Origin of the sequence: Mesorhizobium sp. B2-1-1, assembly GCF_006442975.2 — a bacterium.
Classification (GTDB): Bacteria; Pseudomonadota; Alphaproteobacteria; order Rhizobiales; family Rhizobiaceae; genus Mesorhizobium.
The window spans coordinates 2777065-2798717 of the sequence record NZ_CP083954.1; the positions used below are offsets into that span (position 1 = coordinate 2777065).

26 protein-coding genes and 1 pseudogene are annotated in these 21653 nt (G+C 63.8%); 21 read left to right on the forward strand and 6 right to left on the reverse strand.

Features of this window, described 5'->3' with window-relative positions; genetic code table 11:
- Positions 1-151: 151 nt before the first annotated feature.
- The 5 genes and pseudogenes from FJ972_RS13635 to FJ972_RS13655 all read left to right on the forward strand — a co-directional run bounded on the left by FJ972_RS13635 (position 152) and on the right by FJ972_RS13655 (position 3984).
- Positions 152-799: a glutathione S-transferase family protein gene (locus FJ972_RS13635; RefSeq protein WP_140499977.1), complete on the forward strand. Its 648-nt coding sequence runs from the start codon at positions 152-154 to the stop codon at positions 797-799.
- A 696-nt stretch (positions 800-1495) separates the two neighbouring features.
- Positions 1496-1876, forward strand: a complete 381-nt coding sequence (locus tag FJ972_RS13640) for a hypothetical protein (protein WP_140521518.1) — start codon at positions 1496-1498, stop codon at positions 1874-1876.
- Positions 1869-2264, forward strand: coding sequence for a hypothetical protein (locus FJ972_RS13645; protein WP_140521519.1), 396 nt, complete (start codon positions 1869-1871; stop codon positions 2262-2264). Before FJ972_RS13640 ends, FJ972_RS13645 begins: the two co-directional genes overlap by 8 nt.
- Positions 2152-2880, forward strand: a pseudogene (locus FJ972_RS13650) (terminase large subunit domain-containing protein); the annotation flags it as partial. The gene FJ972_RS13645 and the pseudogene FJ972_RS13650, both read left to right, overlap by 113 nt.
- 348 nt (positions 2881-3228) lie before the next feature.
- Positions 3229-3984 carry a terminase large subunit domain-containing protein gene (locus tag FJ972_RS13655; protein WP_140499972.1) on the forward strand — a complete coding sequence of 252 codons (756 nt, stop codon included), beginning with the start codon at positions 3229-3231 and terminating at the stop codon, positions 3982-3984.
- Between the two features lie 104 nt (positions 3985-4088).
- Here FJ972_RS13655 and FJ972_RS13660 read toward each other — a convergent pair whose 3' ends face one another.
- On the reverse strand, positions 4089-4460 hold the full coding sequence (locus FJ972_RS13660; protein WP_140521521.1) for a nuclear transport factor 2 family protein: 372 nt from the start codon (positions 4458-4460) through the stop codon (positions 4089-4091).
- Between the two features lie 150 nt (positions 4461-4610).
- Between FJ972_RS13660 and FJ972_RS13665 the strand changes: the two genes are divergently transcribed.
- Together FJ972_RS13665 and FJ972_RS30155 are read left to right on the forward strand one after the other, a co-directional pair.
- The gene (locus FJ972_RS13665) at positions 4611-5144 is read left to right on the forward strand and encodes a hypothetical protein (protein WP_140521522.1); all 534 of its coding nucleotides are present in this window, start codon (positions 4611-4613) and stop codon (positions 5142-5144) included.
- A gap of 4 nt (positions 5145-5148) precedes the next feature.
- The gene (locus FJ972_RS30155) at positions 5149-5274 is read left to right on the forward strand and encodes a hypothetical protein (protein ID WP_263486360.1); all 126 of its coding nucleotides are present in this window, start codon (positions 5149-5151) and stop codon (positions 5272-5274) included.
- Between the two features lie 143 nt (positions 5275-5417).
- On the opposite strand, the gene FJ972_RS13670 is transcribed toward FJ972_RS30155, so the two are convergent.
- A complete protein-coding gene (locus FJ972_RS13670; RefSeq protein WP_224519113.1) occupies positions 5418-6032 on the reverse strand; it encodes a class I SAM-dependent methyltransferase in 615 nt (204 codons plus the stop codon).
- 259 nt (positions 6033-6291) lie between these two features.
- Between FJ972_RS13670 and FJ972_RS13675 the strand changes: the two genes are divergently transcribed.
- Positions 6292-8070 carry a portal protein gene (locus FJ972_RS13675; RefSeq protein ID WP_140521523.1) on the forward strand — a complete coding sequence of 593 codons (1779 nt, stop codon included), beginning with the start codon at positions 6292-6294 and terminating at the stop codon, positions 8068-8070.
- The gene (locus FJ972_RS13680) at positions 8067-8390 is read left to right on the forward strand and encodes a hypothetical protein (protein WP_140515949.1); all 324 of its coding nucleotides are present in this window, start codon (positions 8067-8069) and stop codon (positions 8388-8390) included. Before FJ972_RS13675 ends, FJ972_RS13680 begins: the two co-directional genes overlap by 4 nt.
- 258 nt (positions 8391-8648) lie before the next feature.
- Here FJ972_RS13680 and FJ972_RS13685 read toward each other — a convergent pair whose 3' ends face one another.
- Positions 8649-8963 carry a YMGG-like glycine zipper-containing protein gene (locus FJ972_RS13685; RefSeq protein WP_140521524.1) on the reverse strand — a complete coding sequence of 105 codons (315 nt, stop codon included), beginning with the start codon at positions 8961-8963 and terminating at the stop codon, positions 8649-8651.
- 305 nt (positions 8964-9268) lie between these two features.
- Here FJ972_RS13685 and FJ972_RS13690 point away from each other — a divergent pair, with 305 nt between their 5' ends.
- From FJ972_RS13690 to FJ972_RS13720, 7 genes are all read left to right on the forward strand, one after another.
- Entirely contained in the window at positions 9269-10180 is a 912-nt protein-coding gene (locus FJ972_RS13690) for a hypothetical protein (protein WP_140521525.1), read from the forward strand.
- Positions 10181-10225: 45 nt separating this feature from the next.
- Complete coding sequence (locus FJ972_RS13695) at positions 10226-11215, forward strand: Coat protein (RefSeq protein ID WP_140515933.1); 990 nt, start codon at positions 10226-10228, stop codon at positions 11213-11215.
- Between the two features lie 177 nt (positions 11216-11392).
- On the forward strand, positions 11393-12004 hold the full coding sequence (locus FJ972_RS13700) for a hypothetical protein (RefSeq protein WP_140499954.1): 612 nt from the start codon (positions 11393-11395) through the stop codon (positions 12002-12004).
- On the forward strand, positions 12004-14460 hold the full coding sequence (locus FJ972_RS13705; protein ID WP_140521526.1) for a hypothetical protein: 2457 nt from the start codon (positions 12004-12006) through the stop codon (positions 14458-14460). Before FJ972_RS13700 ends, FJ972_RS13705 begins: the two co-directional genes overlap by 1 nt.
- Before the next feature lie 291 nt (positions 14461-14751).
- A complete protein-coding gene (locus FJ972_RS13710; RefSeq protein ID WP_140521527.1) occupies positions 14752-15405 on the forward strand; it encodes a hypothetical protein in 654 nt (217 codons plus the stop codon).
- A gap of 2 nt (positions 15406-15407) precedes the next feature.
- Positions 15408-15911: a hypothetical protein gene (locus tag FJ972_RS13715; protein ID WP_140521528.1), complete on the forward strand. Its 504-nt coding sequence runs from the start codon at positions 15408-15410 to the stop codon at positions 15909-15911.
- The gene (locus tag FJ972_RS13720; protein ID WP_181173440.1) at positions 15911-16624 is read left to right on the forward strand and encodes a hypothetical protein; all 714 of its coding nucleotides are present in this window, start codon (positions 15911-15913) and stop codon (positions 16622-16624) included. Before FJ972_RS13715 ends, FJ972_RS13720 begins: the two co-directional genes overlap by 1 nt.
- 152 nt (positions 16625-16776) lie before the next feature.
- On the opposite strand, the gene FJ972_RS13725 is transcribed toward FJ972_RS13720, so the two are convergent.
- Entirely contained in the window at positions 16777-18036 is a 1260-nt protein-coding gene (locus FJ972_RS13725) for a hypothetical protein (RefSeq protein ID WP_140521529.1), read from the reverse strand.
- Between the two features lie 179 nt (positions 18037-18215).
- On the opposite strand from FJ972_RS13725, the gene FJ972_RS13730 reads away from it, so the two are divergent.
- Positions 18216-18809: an SOS response-associated peptidase gene (locus FJ972_RS13730; RefSeq protein ID WP_140521530.1), complete on the forward strand. Its 594-nt coding sequence runs from the start codon at positions 18216-18218 to the stop codon at positions 18807-18809.
- A 10-nt stretch (positions 18810-18819) separates the two neighbouring features.
- Here FJ972_RS13730 and FJ972_RS13735 read toward each other — a convergent pair whose 3' ends face one another.
- Positions 18820-19083 (reverse strand): hypothetical protein, encoded by a 264-nt coding sequence (locus tag FJ972_RS13735; protein WP_140521531.1) that lies wholly within the window; start codon positions 19081-19083, stop codon positions 18820-18822.
- Between the two features lie 165 nt (positions 19084-19248).
- Between FJ972_RS13735 and FJ972_RS13740 the strand changes: the two genes are divergently transcribed.
- The 4 genes from FJ972_RS13740 (at position 19249) to FJ972_RS13755 (ending at position 21383) form a co-directional block, all read left to right on the forward strand.
- Positions 19249-19461, forward strand: a complete 213-nt coding sequence (locus tag FJ972_RS13740) for a hypothetical protein (protein WP_140521532.1) — start codon at positions 19249-19251, stop codon at positions 19459-19461.
- Positions 19458-19919: a hypothetical protein gene (locus FJ972_RS13745; RefSeq protein WP_140521533.1), complete on the forward strand. Its 462-nt coding sequence runs from the start codon at positions 19458-19460 to the stop codon at positions 19917-19919. Before FJ972_RS13740 ends, FJ972_RS13745 begins: the two co-directional genes overlap by 4 nt.
- 112 nt (positions 19920-20031) lie before the next feature.
- Positions 20032-20445 (forward strand): hypothetical protein, encoded by a 414-nt coding sequence (locus FJ972_RS13750; protein ID WP_140521534.1) that lies wholly within the window; start codon positions 20032-20034, stop codon positions 20443-20445.
- A 416-nt stretch (positions 20446-20861) separates the two neighbouring features.
- A complete protein-coding gene (locus tag FJ972_RS13755) occupies positions 20862-21383 on the forward strand; it encodes a helix-turn-helix domain-containing protein (RefSeq protein ID WP_140521535.1) in 522 nt (173 codons plus the stop codon).
- Here FJ972_RS13755 and FJ972_RS30160 read toward each other — a convergent pair.
- Positions 21380-21511 (reverse strand): hypothetical protein, encoded by a 132-nt coding sequence (locus FJ972_RS30160; RefSeq protein WP_264297144.1) that lies wholly within the window; start codon positions 21509-21511, stop codon positions 21380-21382. The genes FJ972_RS13755 and FJ972_RS30160 overlap by 4 nt on opposite strands.
- Positions 21512-21653: the final 142 nt, after the last annotated feature.

The window sequence follows — 21653 nt, forward strand, 5'->3', positions numbered from 1 at the left end:
GAGGCGGCGTGCATAGGCGTTCAGAACGCGCGGACATCCATTCGCGATCCGCCCCCGGCAAGGAAAATAGTTCAAGACCGATGTCGGGCTGCAGCGCAGGCTTGTTCGTCATCGCCAGGAAGCCCAGGAAACAGGCAAGGAAGCGGAGGCAATGACAATCACCATTACGGCATTCAAACGGTCGCCCGACGGCGGCAAGGGACTGGCGCGCGACACGCGCGTTCGCTGGGCGCTCGAGGAAGTGGGCCAGCCCTATGAGGTTCGTCTTGTTTCCCATGCCGAGATGAAGGCGCCCGACCATCTGGCCATTCAGCCCTTCGGCCAGATCCCCACCTACGAGGACGGTTCGCTCTGCCTGTTCGAGACCGGCTCGATCGTCTTCCACCTTGCCGAGCGGTATCCGGGGCTGCTGCCGGAGGATCGCGATGCCCGCGCCCGCGCCATCACCTGGATGTTTGCCGCGCTCAACACCGTCGAGCTGCCGATCCTCGAACTGACGACGGCAAAAATATTCGAGGCCGACAAGCCCTGGAGCGAGGAGCGCCTGCCATTGGTGAAGGACCGCGTTCGCGCCCGGCTGGACAGGCTCTCGGCCCATCTGGGCGGCGCCGACTGGCTCGACGGCGCGTTCAGCGCGGGCGATCTGTTGATGGTATCTGTGCTGCTGCGGCTCAGAATGTCGGGCATTCTGGACGAATATCAAAACCTGGCTGCCTATGTGGCCCGCGGCGAAGCCCGGCCCGCCTATGGCAGGGCGTTCGCCGCGCAATTCGCGGTCAATGCTCCAGCACCCAACTGACAAAGCGGATAGGCCGGGGGAGGATCACGCTGGGACGGGCAAGATAGGATTTTTTTCTTAAAGACTGTTGACGGGGTGAAGGCAACTATGCTATGTTTTTATCTATGGTGCTGAGTTGCGCCGATGACCCGCCCCCGAGGCGGGTTTTTGATTCTGGCGCGCCGAAACAAGAGCGCCGGTCGTGCTGGGTATTGGCGCGATATTCGAGCGGATCTTCATTCAACGCGCTTAGCGACCTTCACAGCGAGATTGTGACGAAGCCCCGGTTCATTAGTTGGGCTGATCCTGTTCGCCCATGCCGTGAAGGCGTGCATTCGCTGCGCGGGGATGCCTAAAGCCGATAAGGAACTTTTTCCTAAAACCTGTTGACGGGGTGAAGGCAACTATGCTATGTTTTTATCTATGGTGCTGAGTTGCGCCGATGACCCGCCGCCGAGGCGGGTTTTGTGTTTCTGGTTTTGCTTTCCTCTTCGAACGATGGCGCTCTACGGCGCCCCCCTCTGGCCTGCCGGCCATCTCCCCCACGGGTGGGGAGATCGGCTGTTGTCCCGGCTTTCGCCAATCGCCAACGTTGTAGAAAAAAGCGAGGCGCCGAAGCTGCGATCTTCCCCCTCGTGGGGGAGATGTCCGGCAGGACAGAGGGGGACGCGAAGGAATGCGACGTTTCGAACCTGACGATTGTCCGCGAGAAATCCCATGCCACGCTATGCCACCATCATCACCGGGGATGACGGCCTTGAGGTCGTCAGCGCCATTGGCGAATTCGAGGGTGCGGCACCGCAGACGCGGCTCGGCCGGATCGAGCAGGTCGCGCCCGGCGTGCTGATCGGCATGGTTCGGGACGCGGCCGGCGGCTTCGCTTTCCCGCAGGCGACAATTCATAGCGGCGCCATCGGCCTCGCCATGGCGGGCCTGAAGGATCTGCCGGGCGTCGCAAAACCTGCCCGGCGGCCGAAGGGCGCCAGGAACGTCAGGAGGAAATCCACCCGCTCGAAGAAGAAGCGGGTCCGGTCGGTCAAGTCCGTGCCGTCGAAGGCCAAGGCCGGCGATGCCGAGGCGGTGACGGGCCATGGCTGACGAAACCGCCGCAGTGCCGGCGCGCGGCAAAGGGCGCAAGCCGGCCGCCAGCCGGAGCGCAAGCCCGGAGGCCGCGCCGGAGACCCGCCGCAAACGCCCGAAGAAAACGCTGGGCGACGACTTTCTCGCCGCCGTGCGCGCAGATTTCCGCGCCCATGGCGCCGGCGTCATCGCCGAAGTGCGGGCCGACAAGCCTGACCAGTATTTGAAGATCGTGCTTTCGGTGCTGCCCAAGGATTTCGATGTCGCCGTCAACCATCTGGATGCCCTGAGTGATGAAGAGATCCGCAGCCGCATCCGCGCGCTCGAAGCCGCGGTCAAACCGTTCCTCGAAGACATCGCCGGTGGCGGCGAGGACGGAATATCTGGCGCTGCTGGCGGAGCTTGACCGCAGGCGTCGTACCAACCAGCTTGCCGCCTACCGGCCCTATGCCAGGCAGGCGGCGTTTCACGCGGCAGGCGCCGCCAACCGCGAGCGGCTGTTCATGGCCGGCAACCAGCTCGGCAAGACCCGCGCCGGCGGCGCCGAATGGGCCATGCACCTGACGGGCCGCTATCCCGCGTGGTGGCAAGGCAGAATTTTCGATGCGCCGGTGCGGCTGTGGGCCGCCGGCGTTACCGGCGAGGGCACGCGCGACAATCCGCAGCGCGTGCTGGTCGGCCCGCCGCAGCAGCAGGCGCAATGGGGCACCGGCATGATCCCGGCCGATGCCATCGTCGACACCATGATGGGTCGTGGCGCGCCGGGCGCGCTCGACAGCGTCGTGGTGCGCCATGGCGGCGGCGGCGATGTTCAGGCCGGCGAGAGCGTGCTGTCGTTCAAGAGTTTCGAGAAAGGCCGCGAGAAATGGCAGGGCGAAACGCTGCACGGCGTCTGGTTCGACGAGGAACCGCCGCTCGACATCTATTCCGAGGGCCTCACCCGCACCAACGCCACCGGCGGCATCACCATCGTCACCTTCACGCCGCTGCTCGGCATGAGCGATGTGGTGCTGCTGTTTTTGAGCGCGGCGGAGGTGGAAGGGATGGGGAAGGGGTGATGGAGAAGAAACTGATTGGGGACGAGCGGCATCGCACTTGGCGCTTGCTCGCCTTCGTCGGCGCTGCGCCTCATCCGGCTGCCGCCACCTTCTCCCCGTAATGACGGGGAGAAGGGAGCTGGCCGCAATCTCGGCGCCGATTCTTGAACGTTCGCGATTGGCGAAACCGTCGACAACAGCACCCCTCTCCCCGTCACTATACGGGGAGAGGATGCCGGCAGGCAGGTGAGGGGCGGCGCGACGTTTGGTCCGAAAAACGTAGCCTTCACAAGACGTTACATCGATTATCTCGAAAGTGATTCAGGATCCCCCATGTCCCGTCACGTCACCTTCATGACCATAGACGACGCCGAGCATTATTCGCCCGAGGAGCGCGCGGCGATCGTTGCCGCCTATCCCGCGCATGAGCGCGAGGCCCGCGCCCGGGGCATTCCGGTGCTGGGGTCCGGCCGCATCTTTCCGGTGGCGGAGGAGCTGATTGCCTGCGCGCCGTTCCGGCTGCCGCGCTACTGGCCGCGCATCGGAGCGCTCGATTTCGGCTGGGATCACCCTTCCGCCGCCGTCGAGCTCGCCTGGGATACGGAGGCCGACGTCGTCTATGTCGCCAAGGCAGTGCGCGCCTCGCAGCAGACTCCCGCCATGCAGGCGCTGACCCTGAAGCCTTGGGGCGAATGGCTGCCCTGGGCGTGGCCGCGCGACGGCCGCCGCGAGACGCTGGAAGGGGCGGGCACCGCGCTCGCCAAGCAATATGCCGCGCATGGGCTGAACATGCTGACCCGCCACGCGCAATTCCCCGACGGTTCGGTCTCGGTCGAGGCCGGGCTGATGGAGATGCTCGACCGCATGCAGTCCGGCCGCTTCAAGGTGTTTTCGACGCTTGTCCCCTGGTTCGAGGAGTTCCGGCTCTATCATCGCAAGGACGGCCAGGTGGTCAAACTTCGCGACGATTTGATGGCGGCGACGCGTTATGGCGTGATGATGCTCAGGGAAGCGGTGGTCGATCCGGCGGAGTTCAGGACTGCGAGACGGGCGAAGGGGCAGAGCGATCCGCTGGGGGCGTTCAGGTGAGGGCGGAGGGCTCTTCGGAGCGTCGCGGCAGCGCAATTCCCGCTGGAGGAAACGGGCGCTCCGGCGCCGGCCCGATAGCCCGCGCTGCGATGTCCCTGCGGGGCCTACTCCACGATTTTCCAATATGAATCCTTGCGGATCACCTTGCCGTCGCGAAACGTGTAGAAGTCGCAACCCCTGACCTCCTTTTTCTCCCCCTCGCGGGTGGTACCTGTGAGGATCCATTTCGAGATGCCGGTATTGGCGGTCGAATCCACAAAATGCTCGGCGTTGCCGTAGTGGACATCGGGCAAGCCTTCAAAGCGTGTCGCCAGTGCTTGCCGTACGTTTTCCTTGCCCTCGAAACGAGAGCCCCAAGGATTGCCTCCCCTCGGCATCTCCAGGATGCAGTCGTCGGAAAAGAACGCCATGATCCGATCGAGATCGTGCGCGTTGAAGGCCTCAGATATCTGCGTCAGCGCCGATCGAATGTCCATTCGCCCGTCTCCCTTCAATTGGATGACCGATGTTTTGCTCCCGCATTCTATGGTCGAAGTAGGTCACCGCAGAGGAGACCGGTCAAGGGCGTGAATTTTTCACGCGGCACTCACACAGATGAACCTTATCCCCCGGGCTCTGGCATCCGCATGACCCTCCGCATCATCCCCGCGACCCTGCGCGATCTCTCCTATATCGCCGCCAATTTGCGGCCCGAGGATCGCGCCGAGATCGATTGCCAGCTCGACTACTGGTCGCCGGCGCTGCTGGCGCTCACCGCGCTGCAAGGGTTTGCCTATGTGGCCGAGCTCGGCGGCAATCCGGAGGTCGGCTTCGGCGCGGCCGAACAGCGGAGCGGGCTTTGGATCGCCTGGAGCTGGGGCACGCGCCGCATGAGGCGCTGCGTGCCCGGGATTACGGAGTTCTTTCACGCGGTGCTCGGTCCGCAAGTTTCCGCCCGCGGTGCCTGGCGGGTCGAGGCGCGGGCGCTGGCCGGCAATGAACTGGCGCTGCGCTGGCTTGCGCGGCTGGGCGCCACGCAACGTTGCCTGCTGCCCGGATATGGCCGGAACGGCGAAGATTTTTTCCTCTACGACTGGACAAGAGAAGGCTGGAACCATGTGTCTGTTTCAAAAACCACCGGAACTGAAGCCGCTGCCGGCAGTGCCGACGGCCGGGGATAAGGACGTGCAGGCGCGCGAAGCAGCACTTCGGGCTGAGCTCGAACAACGCCAGGGCACGGCCAGCACCATAAAGACCGATCTGGCGCCCGGCAGCCTCGCCGGCCAGCGCCGCGTGCTTTTGGGGGTGTAACCATGACCGCGATGAAGCGCAGTTTTCGCCGGCGCGTGCTGGACTGGTGGTATTGGAGACGGCATGCAAGGTTGGTGAAGCGGCGTGGCGGGTGAACGCTGCCAATCTCCCCCACGAGGGGGGAGATTGGCAGCTTCCACCGCTCATCCCTTCTTCGCGAACGCCCAGACCATCATCGGGTATTCCTCGTCGTTGCTGAGGTCCCGCCACAGGCCGTAGGCGCGGACCGGGCCGCCTATGTGGGCGCGGGCGCAGGCCTTGTTGCCCCAGCCGAACGCCTGGACGTTGTCCTCGGCGAAGCCGCCATCGACCATCAGCTGCTTCAGGCCGGCCGGCGTCCACCTGTTGTAGTCGTGCGGCCTGGCGTGTACGCGAAACAGGAAGGGCGTCGCCACCATCGCCCAGCCGCCCTCGCGGGTCATGGCGTGGATGTTCCGCGCCGCCGCCTGCGGCCGCTGCACATGTTCCAGCACCTGGTCGGCGATGACGATGGAATATTGCTCGTCGGTGCGATCCTTGCAGATGTCGAAATCGGGGAAGTCGACCGAGCGATAGTTGGGGCACATCGCCTTCCAGTAGCGGTTCCAGCCGGGCGAGATCTCGATCACGTCGCGCGATTTGCGGTTGGCGGCCGTCAGGAAAGTGGTGAAGGCTTCGATCTGGCGGATGCGCAGCCAGTTGCGGGAATCATAGCCGATGAGCCGTTTAACGGTACGTTTGCTCTGGTTCTTCAGGGCGGCAAGGCTTGTCGTCGTCACATCGACCTCCTGCAAAACCCCGCCGCGAGACGTTCCTAGACCAAGAACCGCGCAAAAGAATGACATCGTCGGCTGAAGCTGCCGATCTCCCCCCTTGAGGGGGAGATGTCGCCGGAGGCGACAGAGGGGGTCGCCTCGCATGAAGCGCTAACCTCCTTCTGTTGCAGAAGGCCGAACCCGGTCGATCCGACCCCCTCTGGCCGCTTTGCGGCCATCTCCCCCTCAAGGGGGGAGATCCCCCAGTTTTAACGAGGCCCCCATGACCAGCGATTCCCGCGCCCGCGATATTCTTTCCCGCCAGTCCGAACTCGAGAGCGAGCGCGCCGCCTACGAGCCCGTGTGGGAGGCGGTGGCGGAGTTCTGCGATCCCGATGCGCCCGATATCCTGTCCGGGCGCGGCGCCCGCCGCGGCGACAGCCAGGCCGAGCGGCAGGAGCGGCGCGGCGCCCGCGTCTATGCCAACACCATAAACTCGGCCGCCAACCGGCTGGCCGCGGGGCTCGAAAGCCTGATCATCCCGCAGTCGGAGAAATGGCACGGGCTGACCACCGCCGAGATGGACGACGAGGAGACCGACGAGGAAAAGGAATGGGCGGAAAACCTGCGCGACTTCCTGTTTTCGCTGCGCTACTCCGCCAATTCCAATTTCGTGCCGGCGACGCAAGCCTGCCTGCGCAATGTCGTGCGCTACGGTCCGGCCTATCTCTATGCCGAGGAAGGGTTCGGTTCGACGCTGATCCGCTACGCCTCGATCCCGGTGGTGGAAGGCTATCTCTCGCGCAACCGCTGGGGCCAGGTCGACATCTTCCACCGCCGCTACGAACGCACCGCGCGCCAGGCGGCGCAGCTGCTCGGCTACGAAAAACTGCCGGCGCGCATCAGGACGCTGGTCGACGATCCCGCCAAATGCGAGGAGAAGATCGCGCTCATCCAGTGCATCCAGCCGCGTGACGAGCGCCGCATGTACCGCTCGGGCGGAAGCTACCGCTATCTCGACGCCGCCTTTGCCTCCTACCACGTCATCGAGGACGAGGAGGAGATCGTGCGCGAGAGCGGGTTTCGCACCTTCCCGGTGTCGGCCTTCAACTGGCGCCGCTACGAGGGCGACGCCTATGGCATCTCGCCGACCATCGAAGCCTTGACGACCGTGCGCGAGGAAAACGCGGTCCGCCGCTCGGGCCTGCGCGCGCTGCAACAAATCACCGATCCGCCGACGGCGTCGAAGGCCAGGCTCGACTACGTGCCGGTGCTCGATCCGGGCGAGAATTATCCGGGCCTCATCGACGACAATGGCAGGCCGCTGATCGCGCCGATCACCACCGGGCAGAACCCGAGCTACGCCTTCGATTATGCGGCGAGCCGGGCGGAGGAGATCCGCGACATGATGTTCGTCAACCTGTTCCAGACCCTGGTGCAGAACCCGCAGATGACCGCCACCGAGGCGCTGATCCGCCAGGAGGAGAAGGGCGCGCTGCTGGGGCCGTCGGGCTCGATCATCCAGGCGGGTTTTGCCACCAATCTCGACCGCGAGCTCGGCATATTGGAGGACAAGGGCCTCTATGACGAGGACAGCCGGTTCCTGCCGCCGGCGAGCCTGGCGGGCAAGGCGGTGCGGCCGACCTTCACCGGTCCGCTCGATGTCTTGCGCCGCTCGGCGGAAGCGCGCGACACCATCCAGCTGGTGACCACGGCCATGCAGATGGCGCAGTTCGACCCTGATGTGATGGACAATATCGACAGCGACGAGGCGCTCAAGATCGTGCAGAGCGCCGGCCGCAGCCCGCAGCGCATCTTCCGCCGCAAGGATGAGGTGGCGGGCCTGCGCGACGCGAGGGCCAAGGCCAGCCAGGCGCAGGCCGGCATGGCGGCGATCGCCACCGCCGGCAAGGTGGCCAAGGACGCGGTGCCGGCGGCCGTGCAGGCGCGCGACAGCGGCCTGCTCGAGGGCTTGCAATGCATGCTGCAGGGCGGCACCGCCGATGGGCCGGCACCTGATGCCGGCGCCCAGGGCGCGATGCCGGCCGGACAGCGCGCATGAGCCGCAAACGCTTCGCCCACGCGTCGCAAAACGGCGGCCCCGCCAAAGCACGCGAGGCGCTGGTCAAGGCGTATCTGCGCGTGTTCTCCGGCGAGGACGGCGAAATGGTGCTGGCCGATCTCGCGGCGACGGTCGGCTATTTCAGGCGCCCGTCATACGGCGAGTGGATGGCGCGGACCAGAACCCCCAATGGCTTCGAGCTGCACAGCGCGCTCAGCAACGCGCGCGCCGAAGTGGTGCAGCACATTATGGGGTTCCTGACGCTGGACGAGGCGCAGCTCGTGGCGCTGGAAAAGGCGGCACGGGAGGAGGAGAGGTGAGGCGCTGAAGCGCCGATCTCCCCCCTTGCGGGGGGATGCCCGGCAGGGCAGAGGGGGGCGCTGTCCCGCCGGCCTTGCCGTGTTCATCGCACGGCGATCAAATCACGAGCGGTCGCTCAAGCCGGGCCCTAGACGACAAACATATGGCCATGTTCAAAGTTCGGCAGCGACCGAGGTCGGCGCTCTACGGCGCCCCCCTCTGTCCTGCCGGACATCTCCCCCACGAGGGGGGAGATCGGCGGTCTGGCCGCCGGTGATTCAATAATTGCCGTTGTAGTACCGGTCGTCGCAAGGCGCGGTGTAGATGCGGCCGTAGCGGTCCTGGTAGCGGCAGAGCTGGTCGCCGCGGCGCTGCGGGGTGGTGGCCGAGCCGACGACGGCGCCGAGCAAGGCGCCGCTGGCCGCGCCGATGACCGTGCTCTTGGTGTTGCCGCCGATGGCCTGGCCGACGAGGGCGCCGCCGGCGCCGCCGATCAGCGCACCGGTTCCGGCCCGCTGCTGGCCTTCCGTCTGCGCGCAGCCCGCCAGCGCGGCGATCATCAAAACGGCGGCAGTTGTTTTGTGAAGGTTCATGTGACGTCTCCCTTAAAGATTTGAAATCCCTATCGATCGTCCCGTGCGGCCGCATTGCGGCGGAACGGCGGCACAGGCTGTCACGATATAAGACATGGTTTCTCGGGCGTTGATGAACCGGGAGGCGAAACACCTCTTTCGAACAAGGCGCTAGCGCCGATGCCTGTCAAAATGATTCAGCCTGAGCGGTCCCGGCCGTGTCTGGCCGCCCTTCCTGCCGCGTAGACCGCTCCTCACCCTCACACAAGGACGATTGGCGGCGCCACCAAGCTCACTTTCAACCTAACCCTCAAAAGGAACATCACATGACAGATCTGGCAGATGCCGGGTCCGTGGTTGCCTCGTCGCAGCCGGCGGGCAACCCGGAACGGCCACCGGCAGGCGCGGATAACGGGTCCGCCGGGCTTGCCGGCAAAAGTTGGTTTGACGGTCTTTCCGAAGGCAACCGCAAGCTTGCTGAAGCCAAGGGCTGGACCAAGCCTGAAAGCCTCGATCGGGTTTTCACATCCTATGCGGAGCTGGAGCGGCGGCAGGGCGAAAGCCTGCGCGTTCCAGCCAGGGACGCGCCTAAGGAAGACTGGGACAAATTCCATGCCCGGCTGCCCGAGGCGATGCGTCCGCTGACATCGCCCGAAAAGGTCGAATACCGGCGGCCCGACGGCCTGCCGGAAACCTTCGCCTATTCGGACGAACTCGCCCAGGCGTCCAAGGCCTGGGCGGTCGAAGCCGGCGCCACGCCGAAGATCGCCCAGGCCTATCATGACAGGTTCGTCGGCTACATGGCCGAGCAGGCGGCGGCCCAGCAGGCAGCGCTCGCCCGCTCGGTCGAAGCCACCCATGACGATCTTGTCAGGGATTGGGGGCCTACCGACAGCGATGGCTTTCGCCAGAAGCTGGAGGTGGCCAACCGGGCGATGAAGAAGCTCGGCCTGGTCGATGCCTACAAGCAGAAAGGCATCCTTCTGCCCGACGGCGCCCTGACCGATCCGCAGATCGCCAGGGCCTTCCAGGCGATCGGCGAGGCGATGTTCCCCGAAGACACGATCGACGCCGACGCGGCGCCGCGGGGGCAAAACCCCTTCCGGCGCAACGCCGCCGGCGAGCGCAACGTTTCGGCCATTTCAGCCCTTGTCAAAAGCGACCCTCAACGCGCCCGGCGGCTGGCCAGGGAAGCGGGCGAAAACCCGGATCTCTGGATGCCGAACAACCCGCTCTGATCCCGACGCATCAGCCGCCGATCAATCTCTCAAAGGAAAGACAAAATGGCAGACGCCTATACCCGTATCGCGGACGCGATCGTTCCGTCCGTTTATGCCCAATACGCTTTCGAGGAGCACGTCCAGTCGCTCGAAATCTACCAGGCCGGCATCCTGTTTTCCGATCCGGCCATCTCCTCGAAACTGTCGATGGGCGGCCGTTCCGTCGACATGCCCGGCTGGAAGGACCTCGGCAACGATCCGTCCGAGCCGGTCAATGACGACCCGGCCGATTCCATCGAGATGAAGAAGATCGGCTCGCGCCGCGAGGTCGCCGCCCGCAATGTCCGCGCCCAGGCGTGGGGCGTTCCCGACCTGACCTCCATCCTGGCGGGCGACGATCCGCAGAAGCTGATCGTCAAGCGGCAGACCGAGTACTGGCAGCGCGCCAACAAGCTGACCCTCATCGGCATGCTCAAGGGCGTCGTCGCCGACAATCTGGCCAATGACGGCGGCGACCTGGTGCGCGCCACCGGCGCCTCCATCGTCGACACCGACATCATCGAGGCGGCCTACCTGATGGGCGACCGCGCCGACAAGTTCCGCACCCTCTGGATCCATTCCAAGCAGATGAAAGCGCTGAAGCTCGCCGACCTCATCGACTATGTGCCGTCCTCGCAGCAGGGCGGGCCGCTCATCCCCTATTACATGGGGCTGCGCTGCGTGGTCGACGACGACATCCCGCAGGCGGCGGGCGTCTACACCGCGTTCATGTTCAAGGACAAGGCGATCCTGTGGAACGAGCTGCCCGTGAACACCGAAGGCGGGCCGCTCGAGTTCGACCGCAAGCCGCGCCAGGGCCATGGCGGCGGGGTGACGGAAATGGTCGGCCGCCGGCATTTCGTGCCGCATGTGCCGGGCACCCGCTTCCTCGACGCCTCCACCGCCGGCGAATTCGCCACCGACGCGGAGCTGGCGCTGGCGGCGAACTGGGACCGCACCGCGTCGAGCGTCAAGACCATGACGTTCATCGCTCTGAAGACGACCGAGGCATAGGGTTTCGTCTCCCGGGAGGTGGGCCAGGCCCACCTCCTTCTTGCGAGCGCCGGCGCTTGAACATTGACGCCAACCGTCGATGCCGGCGCTGCCCCTCATTGCCCTGCCGGGCATTTCTCCCCGTGAACGGGGAGAAAGACGCACTTCCCCCAATCACAACCCACGGAGGCCTTACCCATGGCCATAACCCCGACCGACATCGCCAATATGGCGCTGGCAGTCCTTGACGAGGCGCCGATCGACAGCCTTGATGAGGACATTAAGGCCGCGCGCTTGCTCAACATGCATTTCGACCTGACCCGCGAGGCCGAGTTGACGAAATACGCCTGGGTGTTCGCCATCCTTTCGGCATCCCTGGCCGGCAGCGATACCGGTTCCGGCGATTGCACGCTGAACTGGGTCTATGAACTCCCCGTCGATTGCCTTCGCCCGCTGCCGCTGACCCACAATGGCGAGCCGGACGGCATCGCGATCTCGTGGCGGCAGGAGGCGGGGCTGGTCTACAGCGACCGGGCGGGACCGCTCACCATCCGCTATGTCGCGAACCTCACCGACCCCAACGACTGGGACGCGCCGTTCACCGAAGTGCTGGTGGCGGCACTCGCCATCAAGATCGCGCATCCGCTGACGCACAAGGCCGGCATGATCGACATTGCCCGTTCGGCCTACGACCGCGCGCTGGACGCCGCCTTCACCGCGCAGGCCATCCAGCGCGGCGGACGGCTTTCGACATCGAGTTGGGCGCGGCAGCGCGGCGACAGCCGGTTTTATGCGGGGGCCATGCGCTGATGGCGACGCTCTATCCTGTCCAGGACGTCTTCACCCGCGGCGAGATCTCGCCACGCCTGTACGCGCGCGCCTCGCTTGATCTCTACCGCGCGGCGCTGTCGAAATGCGAAAACTTCGTCACCCTGCCGCATGGCGGCATCCGCAAGCGCGGCGGCACCTGTTTCGTCGGCGAAGTCAAGACGTCCGCCAAGGCGACGCGGGCGATCCCGTTCATCTTCTCGGCCGACCAGGCCTACATGCTGGAGTTCGGCAATCTTTACATCCGCGTCTACGCCTATGGCGCGCGTGTCGGCACGGTCGAAGTGGCCTCGCCCTATCTTGAAGCCGACCTGTTCGATCTCGACTATGTGCAGTCGGCGGACCAGATGTGGATTTCCCACAGGGACTATCCGCTCAAGGTGCTGACGCGCACCGCCCATACGGCATGGACGCTCGACGACTACGCGATCGACGACGGGCCCTATGACGACATCAACGATACGCCGACCACGCTGAGGCCTGCGGACTATGGGGCGCTGACGCCGAAGATGACGTCGAACACCGCGCCTTCCGGCACGGTCTCAGGCATGGGCGGGGCAGGGGACGCCTTCCAGCTTTTCGACAAGGCGACAGAGACGGACAGCGGCATCGCCGGTGCCACCAACGGCTCGGTCACCTACCAGCTTGCCGGTGGCGCGCAGGCCATCGTCGAAAACTACTATCTGACCGCACGCACCGGCGGAACGGTCGACCGCACGCCGACAATCTGGGTGCTTGAAGGATCGAATGACGGCGCGACATGGGTGACGCTCGACAGCCGCACCGGCGAGACCGGCTGGTCGGGCGGCGAAACCCGCTACTATGAATTCCTGAACAAGCTGGCGTTCGAGTATCACCGCTTTACGTGGAAGGCGATCAACGGCGCTTCGGACAGCGCGTTTTCCGAACTGAACCTCAACCGGGCGGCGGCCAGCCAGACCCCGTTCGACCTCACGGCGTCATCGACCGCCGGCATCAATGGCGGCGCCGGCTTCCAGGCTTCTGACGTCGGCCGGGCCATTCGCCTGCTAGCGTCCGATGGCCGCTGGCGCTGGGCCAAGATCACCAGCCGCACCAGCGCCACGGCGGTGAAAGTCCAACTGCATGGATTTGCCCTGCCGGACCTCAGCCCGATATCCCGCTGGCGCCTGGGCACGCTCGTGCCGGGGAAATATGTCGAAAGCGGATCGCTCTACGAGGAGCGCCTGGCCTTCAGCCGCAAGTTTTCCGTCTACGCCTCGGCAACGGGGGATTTCAACAATTTCGCATTGGGCGAGAAGGATGACGACGCGCTGGAATTCCTCCAGGCCGGCGGCGGCCAGGCGAACGACATCACGTGGATCGCGGAATCGGACGGCGCGCTGCTGATCGGGACGCTCGGCGGCATCCGCGCACTCTCCGGCTCCGGCATCGACGAGGCATTGACGCCGTCCTCGTTCAAGAACCGGCGCTCGCGCACGTCGGGCTGTGCCCGCATCCGCCCCGTCGATGCCGGCCAGTCGTTCCTCTATGTCACGCGCTCGCGCCGCTCGATCGCCGAGCTGACGCAGGCTTCGACCGGCCGCTTCACCTCCGACGATATCGGCCAGATCTCCGAGCATATCGCCAAGCGTGGCGTGGTCGAGCTGGCGTTCCAGACCGACCCCGACCCGATGCTCTGGTTTCCGCTCGATAGTGGCGAGCTCGGCGGCTACACCCACCAGCCCTCGCAGGAGGTGCGCGGCATGCACCGTCACCGCCTCGGCGGAACCTTCGCCGGTTCCGGCTGGGCGGCTGTCGAAAGCGCTGTGGTGACGCCGGGCCAGGACGGCGTCGACGACATCTGGCTGATCGTCAGGCGGACCATCGGCGGCGTGACCAGGCGCTATATCGAGATCATGACGGCGCCGTTCGAATATGGGGCGCTGGAGGACGCCTTCCAGGTCGATTGCGGCCTGACCTATTCGGGCGCCGCCGTCAACACCGTGTCCGGGCTTGCCCATCTCAACGGCGAAAAGGTCGACGTGCTGGCCGGCGGCAAGGTCTATCGCGGGCTGCCGGTCGCCTCCGGCCAGGTGACGCTGCCCGGCGGCGCCGTCGCGGCCAAATGGCAGGTCGGGCTTGCGTTCCAGTCGCAGGCCGACACGCTGGAACTCGACGTCGCCGGCCGGGACGGCTCGATCCTCGGCCGGCGCAAGAAGGTGGCGGGTGTCATCCTGTCGCTGCTCGAAACCGACACGACAGGGCTTCAGGTGCAGTCGCTGATCCGCGGCCGCTGGGAAAGCGTGCGCATGCCCTCCCTCGTCGCGCCCGACGGCAAGGCAAGCCTGTTCACCGGCAATGTTGAGGTGCCCATCGACGACAGCTGGGAAGGGCAGGGCCGGGTGCGGATCCGCCACGTCAACCCGACGCCCTGCACGATACGGGCATTTACGCCAGTGTTCGACGCCGAGCCGTAGGGCGAGCTGGCGTTCCTCGCCCCCGCGAGGCGGGGAGAGGTGGCCGCGAAGCGGTCGGAGAGGGGGCCTTCGTAAGGCGCAGGCGCTTCTGCCGGAGAGTCCGGCACAGCTCGGCGCCATCCCCTCTCCGTCTCGGCTTCGCCGAGCCACCTCTCCCCACTTGGTGGGGCGAGGAACCCAGGCTGAATCAACGCCGCGATCCTTCGCGCCTCCCTCTGCCCTGCCAATCTCCCCCACAAGGGGGATTGGCAGTTGCGCCCTCCGCCTATCCACCCACAAGGAACCCATCCCGTGACCACATCCCCCCATGCCGAACAGCTCGGCAGGGCGCGGACGGCTGCCGACTACGCCGCCGTCATCGCCCTGCTCGATGCCGACCTCAACGATGCGATCGCCCGCCGGCGCGGCTGCGAACAGGCCGAGGACCGCGCCGTTTTCGGCGACGGCGATCTTTCCGCCGCGCGCATCGCGCTGGACGACTGCAACGACGTCGTCGCGCTGCTGGAGAAGATCATCGCGGCAGCGGACAAATGCCGTGCCGCGGCCGCCGCGGCAGAGGCGCGCGCCGCCGTCGAGGCGCTGGGCGGGCAAGCGAAAGCCAAGGCGGAGGTGCTGACCGAGCGCTGGCGCGCCGTGCGCCGCCTGGTCGAGCTGTTGCGCCAGGAACTGTTCGAGGCCGATGCGCTCGCCCGCGCGCTCGCCACCGCCAACGGCCTCTTCGACGCCGCCGGCATGCCTGACCTGAAGGTGAACCTGGCCGTTGCCCGCCGCGCCGCCATGGCCGGGCCGCGCGCGGCGGCGCCGGCGCGCCTCAGCCGCCCGGCGATCCAGGCCGACAGGCTGCTTCTGTCGTTCACCAACCCCGGCGGCGCGCTCGACCCGCGACCGGCGCTCGGCGCGCGGGCAGCCAGGAAAAACCCCATTGCCGCATCCCAGCGAGGCTGACCATGTGCACATTAGCCCTTCTCGGCACGGCCATCTCGGCGGGTGGCGCATTGATCGAAGGCCGGCAGCAGAGCCAGGCGGCCGGTTACCAGGCCAAGGCCTATGGGCAGCAGGCCCAGGCCGATGCGCAAAGTGCCGCCTTCGAACAGAGCCAGGAACGCCACAGGCAGGATCTCCTGCTTTCGCAGGCGCGGGCCCGGGCGGGCGCCTCCGGCGTCGGCCTGTCGGGCTCGCCCGCCGAGGTGCTGGCGGCCAATGCCAGGCAGGGCCAGCTCGACCTGAAGGCGATCCAGTACGGCTCGGCGCTGCGCCGGAACACTCTCGACAGCCAGGCGGCGCTCGCGCGCTACTCCGGCAGGCAGGCGGCGGCGGCGTCGATCTTCAAGGCCGGCGGCGGCCTCGTGTCCGGTCTCTCACGCCTCTACGACCCGACCAGGGCCGTGACCTTCGGCAAGGGCGCCTTCCCGCCGGCGCCGGGCGGCGCCTTCACGGGAGGGCTCTACTGATGGCGACGATTCCACTCCAGCTTGCCCAGCGCCGGCTCGAGGCCGGCAATGGCGTTTCCTATCCCGAGGGGTCGCCGGCCGGCAGGGCGATGCAGGATCTTGGCGACGAGCTCTCGGCCGTCGCCGAGCGCTACCGGCAGATGAAGGAGCGGCAGGAGGCGTTCGACGCGGAGCTGGCGCGCCGCCGGTTCGCCGAGCGCATCGCGCAGGCGGAAGACGAGGTGGCGGCGAATGCGCCGGCCGACGGCAGCGGCCTGCACGATGCGATGTATGGCGAGGTCGACCCGCGCAGCGGGCAGGTGGTCAAGCCCGGCCTGTTCGACACGCTGTTCGACGAGGCTCTGCCTGAGATACCGGAGAGCCAGCGCGCCGCTTTCGCCAGGCAGAAGGAGCCGATGCGCGCGGCCGGCTCGCCGCGCATGGCGCAGCGGCAGCAGGAGCAGCGCGATGAGTATGAGCTGGCGGAGTGGGCGAAGGTACAGGACGCTTCGCTCAGCGCCATCGCGCAGAGCGACCCAGACGATGGCGCAAACTTCGAGGCGATCCAGCAGAGCGGGCTCGACCTGATCGCCAACATGGGTAATCCGATTGCCCGGCAAGCTGCGGAAGTGGCCTGGCGCAGCAACACAGCCCAGGCCCGCTCTGGCGCTAACCAGATGAGGCCAACGGATTCGGACGTGTGGCGCCGCAAAGACAAAACCCGCCCCTTTTAAGAGGCGGGTTTCATTAACCACCGATGGTCATTAGCGTATTCTCCGTGTTGCCCTTCGGAGCGGAACTAAGTTGCACTCAACGTAGTGGCTCCCACTCTGCCATACAAGAAATCCTTTTGCAAATAGGTTAACAAATTGAAACCTCATTTCGATTAAGCGTGTTCGTATAGAATAATCTCCCCTGCCGCCCGGACTATGAGGTTGGACCAAGGACGAAGTTTCTCATAGTTCGATCGAGTGGGGAGAATGACCGTGGCATTTTTGTCTTCGCGACCGTGGGCAAGGGCATTCCGTATTTTGCGCGCCGAATTGCAGATGTTCCGGACACCATTGTTCATGAAGTCGTCTTTGCTCTGTGTTCCCGCAATAAGGGCTCCGATTTCAAAGCCGCCGTCAAAGGTCTCCGTCTTAGAGAACATTTCCACATTGACCTCGATGAATTTCCAAAGGACGTGAGGATCCACGGCCTTCGCCATCACTGATTCGAAGCGCTGGTATTCATTTATCGTTGAAGACCTGACCGCAGCCAGCACGCGGTCTGCTGTCCCGCTGATGTCATCAAGTGCATGCGGCATCATCAACGCTTTTCTAACGGCGATTTTTGGGGCGTTCTCAACGAAAAAGAAAGCGGAATGCTCAATGATGCGGTAGGCATACAGAAATTTCCTGGCCGGTTCCGCAGTATCAGTTGCACCCCAGAATTGAAGCAACTCCGGGTCCAGCGGGCGAGCAGAAATTACAGAAGGAAATTTGTCATATCTGTACCGAGTCCCGACCTCGCTAGGGGCTTTCGGTATTTGGGGCGGATGGATAATGACGCGAGGCGTTAGGGTATCGTAGTAAGACATAAAGAAATTCAAACAATTTAAAAATTCAATGATTTTGTCCTCTGAGTATTCGATGTCATCGATATAAAAGCAAGCAGGCTTTCCGAATCTTGGATCTAGATCGACATCTAGATGGGTAGATAACGTGTAGTTGATGAATGAAAGTGTATTTCGGTAGCCATTGTCGGATGAGCCGAATGGTTTGATGACTGCCGATAGGGCTAAAAGTTCGTCGCTCGCGCCTTTAAACCCGCATTTGTGGACTTTATTATTGTAGTGAAAATCGAATTCGCGACCGAATACCTGACTAGTGTTAGGGCTTAGTGCGTATGCGGTCCAGAGAACTTCAAGTCTTCGGCTCTCGACGTGGAATATGGCGGATAGCCGCTCAGGAAAGATAAGTTTGTTAAGCGTCGAAATAATATCGTCAGGTTCGTGGTCCAGAGCTATTATAAGTGCTGCGTCACCCCAAGGGTTCGCTACAGCCAAAATTTCTTCACCCGCGAGGGATATCTTCTTCACTCCCGATTTCGGATTACTGTCCAAAAACGGCTTGAGCTTTTGTATCGCTTCGGCTTCTTTCATGCCCGCCCTCCCAGTGGCGCAAGAAAATGGCAACCATAAAGCAAAGTCAATTGGGAAATTAAAGGATTGCACCGGGCAAATTTGAATCCGACCAATGGCGAGAACCTGTATCGCTCCGCTTTCCATCACGTGTCCGCTTGCTCTATGTTAACTGAGGTTGCCCAGGTTTGGAGCCTTTCATGTGCAATGACTACGAGCAGCATGTACTCTGGGCTGAATATTGCCGGATGATGGCATCACTTGCGCTCAAGATCCCATCCCACCAGACCGAACTCGATTTGCCTCAAGCAGACGACATCCGCATTAACGATCCGGCTCCATTAATGCGCGTCGCCGACGATGGCATTGAGCTCGCTTCTATGACGTTCGGGTTTCCGCCGTCGGGGCCAAAGGGTGGGCCTGTGTTCAACTTCCGCTCCGAAGGCCGGCAATTCGGGAGCAGCAAGCGTTGTCTCATTCCGGCGTCCGCGTTCTTCGAATTCACGGGCACGAAATATCCGAAGGCGAAACATCGCTTCACGCTGAACGGCTCGCCATTTATGGCTATCGCGGGACTTTGGCGTGAAGCCGTAGGCAATAAACCACCGACCTTCACCATGTTGACGACTGACCCCGGACCGGATGTCGCGCCGTATCACAATCGGCAGGTTGTGGTGCTCCAACCGGAGAATTGGGCGGCATGGATCAATTTGACGAAACCAGAGGCTGATCTGTTGCGTCCGCTTCGGGCGGGATCGCTTGCCGTGGAGACGGTGCGCCCCGAAAGCTCGTAGAGTCCGACGATCATTCCATGTCGGGCACATCGCCGCTGACGAAAAGTGTCGTAGGCGGGCCGTAGTCGCCAATCGCGGGGTCGGCATCACGGCTCCATGCGATGACGCCCACATGTCTGGAAGCCAGCGCCTTAGCCGTACGAACCGCACGTTCCTCGCTTTGCTGATCTGTCGGGCCGTAGGCGGTAAACAGATCGCCCTCGTCGCCACGATCAAATGCGACGACGACTATGAGCTTCGGCTTCCTTTGACCCGGTAAGACGTGGTCGGACATGACTGCTCCTAACGACGCCGGTCGCTGCCGGCAAAACCAATGCGAGCCGCCTCCTGTGGCTGTGCTGCCGACTGTGAACGAAAAGAGAACATTGAGTCAAGACTGCTCTTGACGAGGAAGGAATTTGTTCCTTATTCCTGAATGGCATCTGAGCAGGAAAGAGCCATGGGAAAGCGCCAGAACGCGCCGGCCGGCGAAGCTATGTCCGAACTGGAAAAGCTTGCTGAGCAGGCAATAGCCGCAGCCGGCGGCGATGTCTTGGTCGCGTTGCTGAATGTCCTTGCCAGGAACAACGACCTTGAACGGGAACTCGGCTTGTCCCGGGCCGCAGTCTCGAACGGTTATTCTCGCGGCTGGCACAAGGCGCGCGTTCAATGACCGAGACGGCAGAAGACAATTTCCGGATCGAAGTCTGGGATCGAGAGGAGAAAACCCACCTCGAAACCATATGCCGATCTCCGGACGCGATGGTCAGCCAGGCAGCTTGGCAGGCGGCCATTCGGCGTCGGCCCGGAATGCTGCTGATCCACTACAACAGCCGCCATGTCATGGAGAAGATCATCACTCCGGGCGAGGTAAAGATCCCGCCGCAGACTGTCATCAACGGCAGCATTCATGCCGGGTTGGACGTTTCACTTGGCGATCTGCGCGAATGGCACATGTTGCGAGCTTGGTGCAAACGCTGCTCGCATTACGCCGAGGTGAAGCCGGCCGCGCTTATCCGGCGATACGGCAAGGGTGCGCTGTTCAGCACTGTTGAGAGGGCGCTTGTCTGCACGAGCTGCGATCGAGGCGGTCCGGTAAGGTTGGAGATTCACAAGCTGCCGAGGAACTGACGGGTTTGGGTCTCTCCCTCTGCGATCCGCCGATTTTTGCGTTGAACCGACCACACGGTTTTGAAAGTCCCACAGCCCCGCTTTCGCGGGGTTTTTTCATGGAGCAAGCCTCATGGCTCAACCTGCAACCGCCGCCGTTCGTTTGTTGGCCGGCGAACGCCAACCGGTGCGCTTGGCGACAACTGCTAACATCGCTCTCTACGGCTTGCAGACCATCGACGCCGTGGAGGTTCAGGTGGGCGACCGGGTGCTTGTCAAAGACCAGAAGAACGCCACTCAGAATGGCATCTATACGGCAAGCGACGGCCATTGGCGTCGTCCAGCCGACACATGCAGCCCGCGCGCCTTGCAGAGGGGCACTATGGTGTACGTCCGGGAGGGCGCGATTTCATCCCATTTGGTGTATGCCTTCGAAACAGTCAGTCCGGTGGTAGGCGCCGATCCTATTGTGCTGTCTTGCCGGCTGTCGGACTACATATTGGGCGACGTGGTGGGCGCGGATAACTCTGCCATGAGCTCGCGCTAAGTCAGCAAGACAAATCGAGAGGGATATCGGCTCCTGGCTCCTTATCGGCACATTCGCCGACGCCGCCAACTCTCCGACGCGTTTGCGCGGGGAATCGGGTGTTGCCAGTATCCCGCCAACTCGGAGATCGGTCAGGCCTTGACGCTCGCCAGCACCGGACATACTTTCTATAAGCAAATTGCGTAGGGATCGCGTTTGCAGCCCGATGACGTGAAACTCATTCTGGACGCCGACATCTCGGAGGACCCATGCCTCCTCTTTGATGTCGTCACGCCGGATGGCGTGCTTCAGCTGAGAAGTGGAAATGGGCAGCAACCATCTGGTCGTCCGTGACCTCCATATTGGGGGCGATGCCCAGGTCCAATGGGGTTGGTCCAACTTGCGCAGGCTCGGTCGAGTGATCGCGGAGAAGCTTAATGTCGACTACATCGAACTTCATGGAGCGGTTCGGACAACGGGTGCGAACCCGGGACGTCGTCCGGGTGTCGTCAGGCTCTCCCGTCCGGCTGAGCCTCAGCTTTCTGCACGGCGCGAATACTCCTGAAGCTGCTCGGGTTCTCGTCAGGAGGCATCTGCCGCTGAGGACGGCCCATGCGGTCCTCACGGAGATGGTCGATCACGGCAAGGCGTTCGTGACCGTTCCTTGCGTCGACGACCTGCGAGCACTGAAGGACGAACTCTCGTCCGCAGGAGTGATCGCGAAGGTTCATGCGCCGCGGCCGATAAGCGTTCGCGAAGTTCGGGATAGCACGAAGCTGTCCCAGGAGGCGTTCTCCGTGAGGTATGGCCTTGATCTGGCAACGCTTCGAAACTGGGAGCAAGGCCGCTCGGAACCGGATGCAGCTGCGAATACTCTCCTTTGGACCATCGCCCGGAATCCGGAGGCAGTCGAAAAATCGCTCGACATGGAGGACGAAGTGGCGGCGCCGTCTCCCTAGTAGTCCAAACCATGGTTGCCGACCGTCTCGACCGCTCCGGCAATCCATATCTGGTTGGCTTTGCTGCTGCTGCCACCCATCTCCACCGCGTTCTCCTTGCGCCGATATGGGATGGCGGACTCGTCCACGTCGACAGTTCCGAAAAGCGGTGTCCGGTTCACCATTGCCCGCCGGAGCTTGCGGAGCACCAGCCGGCGGTTTTGTAGGAGACACCCGGCTCAGGTTGGAGCTGCAGCGCTGAAATGGAGTTGGAGTGCGGCGCCCTCAGAT